The 5,871-nt window shown below is 43.0% G+C and carries 2 tRNA genes and 3 rRNA genes; all 5 read right to left on the bottom strand.

Features of this window, described 5'->3' with window-relative positions:
• Window positions 1-80: 80 nt before the first annotated feature.
• Window positions 81-197, bottom strand: a 5S ribosomal RNA gene (gene rrf, locus CAMP5118_RS07835).
• 290 nt (window positions 198-487) lie between these two features.
• A 23S ribosomal RNA gene (locus tag CAMP5118_RS07830) occupies window positions 488-3,395 on the bottom strand.
• A 457-nt stretch (window positions 3,396-3,852) separates the two neighbouring features.
• Window positions 3,853-3,929: transfer RNA gene (locus CAMP5118_RS07825), tRNA-Ile, on the bottom strand.
• An 8-nt stretch (window positions 3,930-3,937) separates the two neighbouring features.
• A tRNA-Ala gene (locus CAMP5118_RS07820) sits at window positions 3,938-4,013 on the bottom strand.
• 95 nt (window positions 4,014-4,108) lie between these two features.
• Window positions 4,109-5,622, bottom strand: a 16S ribosomal RNA gene (locus CAMP5118_RS07815).
• The 16S, 23S and 5S rRNA genes sit together here with 2 tRNA genes alongside, the layout of an rRNA operon.
• Window positions 5,623-5,871 lie beyond the last annotated feature (249 nt).

Here is a 5,871-nt window from a genome sequence, read left to right as displayed (position 1 = left end):
AAAAATAAACCAATTCAATAGCTAACAATAAAAATAAACATAAGATTATATATAAAGTAAGAATAATAAGAGAATTAACAAGTCCGCAATGAGCTACTTTCCCCCTGCCAGTAAGGCGTAGTATCATCACCCACGATGTGCTTAGCTTCTTGGTTCGGGATGGAGCAAGGCGTCTCCACATCTGTATAATCACGGACATTGTTATTTAAATATTCTATTTAATATAGCATAATAAAAACAATCAATAAGATTTAGATATAAAAATCATTTTTATTTTAGTTTTCATCTTATTCTTATATTTAGATATTTTATTAAGCTAATCACTTTATTGTTTTAGAATACTTAAAAAACAATGTTAAGAGCAAGTTCTAATATAAACTTTACTTGTAAGATTTTATAAACTTAAGAACATAATCTTTATATAAATATTTCATATAAAAACATTCAAAGCTTTATTAAAAACCTTAACAAGGAAGTGATGCTTAAATAAGATAAGCCAAATGCTCTATTAGTACTGGTCAGCTAAAGGACTTTCATCCATTACACACCCAGCCTATCAAACTAGTAGTCTTCTAGAGAGCTTAGAGAAGATTCATCTTAGAGTTGGCTTCACGCTTAGATGCTTTCAGCGTTTATCCGTTCCAAACTTAGCTACGCTGCGATGCTCTTGGCAGAACAACAGCTACACCAGTGGTTTGTTCAACCCGGTCCTCTCGTACTAGGGTCAAATCTCTTCAATCTTCTTACGCCCACGGCAGATAGGGACCGAACTGTCTCACGACGTTCTGAACCCAGCTCGCGTACCGCTTTAAATGGCGAACAGCCATACCCTTGGGACCTGCTCCAGCCCCAGGATGCGATGAGCCGACATCGAGGTGCCAAACCTCCCCGTCGATGTGAGCTCTTGGGGGAGATCAGCCTGTTATCCCCGGGGTACCTTTTATCCTTTGAGCGATGGCCCTTCCACACAGAACCACCGGATCACTAAGACCGACTTTCGTCTCTGCTTGACTTGTATGTCTTGCAGTTAAGCTGGCTTATACCTTTATACTCTACGAACGATTTCCAACCGTTCTGAGCCAACCTTTGTAAGCCTCCGTTATTATTTGGGAGGCGACCGCCCCAGTCAAACTACCCACCAGACATTGTCCCACTTGAGGATAACTCAAGCTGGTTAGCTACCCAAATAAGAAAGAGTGGTATCTCAACAACGGCTCATATACAACTGGCGTCATATACTCAAAGCCTCCCACCTATCCTGCACATTCTTATCCAAATAGCAGTGTCAAGCTGTAGTAAAGGTCCACGGGGTCTTTCCGTCTTGCCGCGGGTAGGAGGAATTTTCACCTCCACTACAATTTCACTGGATCCCTCTTTGAGACAGCTCCCATCTCGTTACGCCATTCATGCAGGTCGGTATTTAACCGACAAGGAATTTCGCTACCTTAGGACCGTTATAGTTACGGCCGCCGTTTACTCGGGCTTCGATCAAGAGCTTCGCTAATGCTAACCCCATCAATTAACCTTCGAGCACCGGGCAGGCGTCACACCCTATACATCCTCTTACGAGTTAGCAGAGTGCTGTGTTTTTGGTAAACAGTCGGGAGGGACTCTTTGTTGTAAGTTTCTTCGCTTTCGGAGTAAATCCTAATACGAAGCGAACCACACCTTATACCGAAGATACGGTGCTATTTTGCAGAGTTCCTTAAAGAGAGTTCTTCCACGCGCCTTAGAATACTCATCCCACCCACCTGTGTCGGTTTACGGTACGGGCAACATTAGCTAAACTTAGAAACTTTTCTTGGCTCGACGGCATCAGCAATTCTCCTCGCTGTCCGAAGACTTTGAAGAGCCTTTCAGTTCTCGGAGTATTGTTATACGGATTTGCCTATATAACCTCCTACGACCTTAGACTAGCACTTCCATCCGCTAGCTTGCTTAGCCCTAAGCGTCCTTCCATCGCACACTAATGTTGGTATTGGAATATTAACCAATTTGCCATCGTCTACCCCTTTCGGACTCGACTTAGGACCCGACTAACCCTACGATGACGAGCATCGCGTAGGAAACCTTGGGTTTACGGCGTTAATGATTCTCACATTAATTATCGCTACTCATGCCTGCATGCTCACTTCTATTCGCTCCAGCACTCCTTACCGGTATACCTTCGGCGCAAATAGAACGCTCTCCTACCACTTGATAAAATCAAGTCTACAGCTTCGGTACTTACTTTAGCCCCGTTATATTTTCCGCGCAAAATCACTAGACCAGTGAGCTATTACGCTTTCTTTAAAGGATGGCTGCTTCTAAGCCAACCTCCTGGTTGTTTAAGTAACTTCACATCGTTTTCCACTTAAGTAAGATTTAGGGACCTTAGCTGGTAGTCTGGGTTGTTTCCCTCTTGACGACGGATTTTATCACTCGCCGCCTGACTGCTGTGATTACATATAAGGTATTCGGAGTTTGATAGGGTTTGGTACATTGGTGTATGCCCTAGCCCATTCAGTGCTCTACCCCCTTATACTACGACACAACGCTATACCTAAATATATTTCGGAGAGAACCAGCTATCACGAAGTTTGATTGGCCTTTCACCCCTATCCACAAGTCATCCGGGGGCTTTTCAACGCCTATCGGTTCAGTCCTCCACTAGTTCTTACACTAGCTTCAACTTGCTCATGGATAGATCACTTCGTTTCGGGTCTGCAGCATCTGACTTAAGCGCCCTATTCAGACTCGCTTTCGCTACGGCTTCGCGTGTGCTTAACCTTGCCAGACACCACAACTCGCAGGCTCATTATGCAAAAGGCAGTCCATCACACTGTATTGCTACATAGTGCTCTGAATGATTGTAAGCAAATGGTTTCAGGTTCTATTTCACTCTGATCACCTCAGTTCTTTTCACCTTTCCCTCACGGTACTTGTGCACTATCGGTCTGGTAGTAGTATTTAGGGTTGGATCGTGGTCGACCCAGCTTCAGACAGGATTCCTCGTGTCCCGCCCTACTCAGGATACTGCTAGCTAAGGTTTGGTTTTCGTATACGGGACTATCACCCTCTATGGCTACACTTTCCAGAGTGTTCTACTAACCTCACCTATTGCACATTGCAGTCCTACAACCCCCAGTGCAAGCACTGGGTTTGCCCTCTTGCGCTTTCGCTCGCCGCTACTGACGCAATCTCTATTGATTTCTTTTCCTGTAGGTACTAAGATGTTTCAATTCCCTACGTTCGCTCCATTATGGTAGTATATATCTCTATATACTGGGTTGCCCCATTCGGAAATCTACGGATCAAAGCTTCTTGACAGCTCCCCGTAGCTTATCGCAGTCTAGTACGTCCTTCATCGCCTTTACCAGCCAAGGCATCCACCATTCGCTCTTAATAGCTTACCTTTTAAATTCATTCTAAAACGCATCACTTCCTTGTTAAAGTTTTTATGATAAGACTTTACTATCTTAAGACGGAAAGCATTTAAACACTTAATAAAACTAAAAATATTAGTCTCACTAAGCTGTGAGTTTAAAACTTGTCTTTAACTAAAAGCTAAAGAAAAGATAGTTAGGTTTTATCCTTTAACAAGTCCTGTAAAATTGTTTTTATTAAAACTTGCTTGTGACTCTTAACAATGATAATTCAAATAACATTAAATAACTAATCTAATATATAAAATATTCTATTATTTATTTAGCTTAGGTCTTAAAACCTAAAGGAAGTATATATAAAGAGTTTAAATAATTTAAAAACATAGACAATAAAGTATTTTACTTTATTTACTGCTTTATTATTAGCTATATACTTGCTTTAAGTTTTAAAACTTTAACTCAGAATTGATAAACAAATCTTTTTTTATGGTGGGCCTAACAAGACTTGAACTTGTGACCTCACCCTTATCAGGGGTGCACTCTAACCAGCTGAGCTATAGGCCCTTAATAAATGGTGGAGAATAGCGGGATCGAACCGCTGACCTCCTGCGTGCAAAGCAGGCGCTCTCCCAGCTGAGCTAATTCCCCAAAATTAGCTTTTCATCAATCTTTGAAATCTAAACAAGGATGATTGAGTCTATATATGAACTGATAGTTGTGAGACTTATCAGTTTGTACTCTAGAAAGGAGGTGATCCAACCGCAGGTTCTCCTACGGTTACCTTGTTACGACTTCACCCCAGTCGCTGATTCCACTGTGGACGGTAACTAGTTTAGTATTCCGGCTTCGAGTGAAATCAACTCCCATGGTGTGACGGGCGGTGAGTACAAGACCCGGGAACGTATTCACCGTAGCATGGCTGATCTACGATTACTAGCGATTCCGGCTTCATGCTCTCGAGTTGCAGAGAACAATCCGAACTGGGACATATTTTATAGATTTGCTCCACCTCGCGGTATTGCGTCTCATTGTATATGCCATTGTAGCACGTGTGTCGCCCTGGGCATAAGGGCCATGATGACTTGACGTCGTCCACACCTTCCTCCTCCTTACGAAGGCAGTCTATTTAGAGTGCTCGGCCGAACCGTTAGCAACTAAATACGTGGGTTGCGCTCGTTGCGGGACTTAACCCAACATCTCACGACACGAGCTGACGACAGCCGTGCAGCACCTGTCTCTAAGTTCTAGCAAGCTAGCACCCTCTTATCTCTAAAAGGTTCTTAGGATATCAAGCCCAGGTAAGGTTCTTCGCGTATCTTCGAATTAAACCACATGCTCCACCGCTTGTGCGGGTCCCCGTCTATTCCTTTGAGTTTTAATCTTGCGACCGTACTCCCCAGGCGGTACACTTAATGCGTTAGCTGCATTACTGAGATGACTAGCACCCCAACAACTAGTGTACATCGTTTAGGGCGTGGACTACCAGGGTATCTAATCCTGTTTGCTCCCCACGCTTTCGCGCCTTAGCGTCAGTTAAGTTCCAGCAGATCGCCTTCGCAATGGGTATTCTTGGTGATATCTACGGATTTTACCCCTACACCACCAATTCCATCTGCCTCTCCCTCACTCTAGACTACCAGTTTCCCAAGCAGTTCAACGGTTAAGCCGTTGGATTTCACAAGAGACTTGATAATCCGCCTACGCGCCCTTTACGCCCAGTGATTCCGAGTAACGCTTGCACCCTCCGTATTACCGCGGCTGCTGGCACGGAGTTAGCCGGTGCTTATTCCTTAGGTACCGTCAGAATTCTTCCCTAAGAAAAGGAGTTTACGCTCCGAAAAGTGTCATCCTCCACGCGGCGTTGCTGCGTCAGGGTTTCCCCCATTGCGCAATATTCCCTACTGCTGCCTCCCGTAGGAGTCTGGACCGTGTCTCAGTTCCAGTGTGACTGATCATCCTCTCAGACCAGTTAAGCGTCATAGCCTTGGTGAGCCATTACCTCACCAACTAGCTGATACTATATAGTCTCATCCTACACCGAAAAAACTTTCCCTACTCAACTTGTGTTAAGCAGGAGTATAGAGTATTAGCAGTCGTTTCCAACTGTTGTCCTCTTGTGTAGGGCAGATTAACTATACCTTACTCACCCGTGCGCCACTAATCCACTTCTAGCAAGCTAAAAGCTTCATCGTTCGACTTGCATGTATTAGGCACGCCGCCAGCGTTCACTCTGAGCCAGGATCAAACTCTCCATAAAAAAATAATTGGATAAGTTTAATCTTTTTCTTCAAAGAAAAAGTTGATTGTTAAGATTTAAAAATAAATCTTTCTGGCTCAATCGATCACTTATTTAGATTTCAAAGATTGACTATAAGATTTGATTAACAATATTAATAATTTAAAGAACAAATACTAAAAAATTAAGACAAAAAGTCTTAGCTTTTTAAAACCCTTTCGTTTAAAAAGGAAATGAAATTATAGCAATAAAAGCTTAAAGTTTTATTAA

Source organism: Campylobacter sp. LMG 7929 (genome assembly GCF_024723595.1).
Classification (GTDB): domain Bacteria; phylum Campylobacterota; class Campylobacteria; order Campylobacterales; family Campylobacteraceae; genus Campylobacter_D.
Note: the sequence above shows the minus strand (reverse complement) of the source record. Positions and strands in the feature narration are given on the sequence as shown.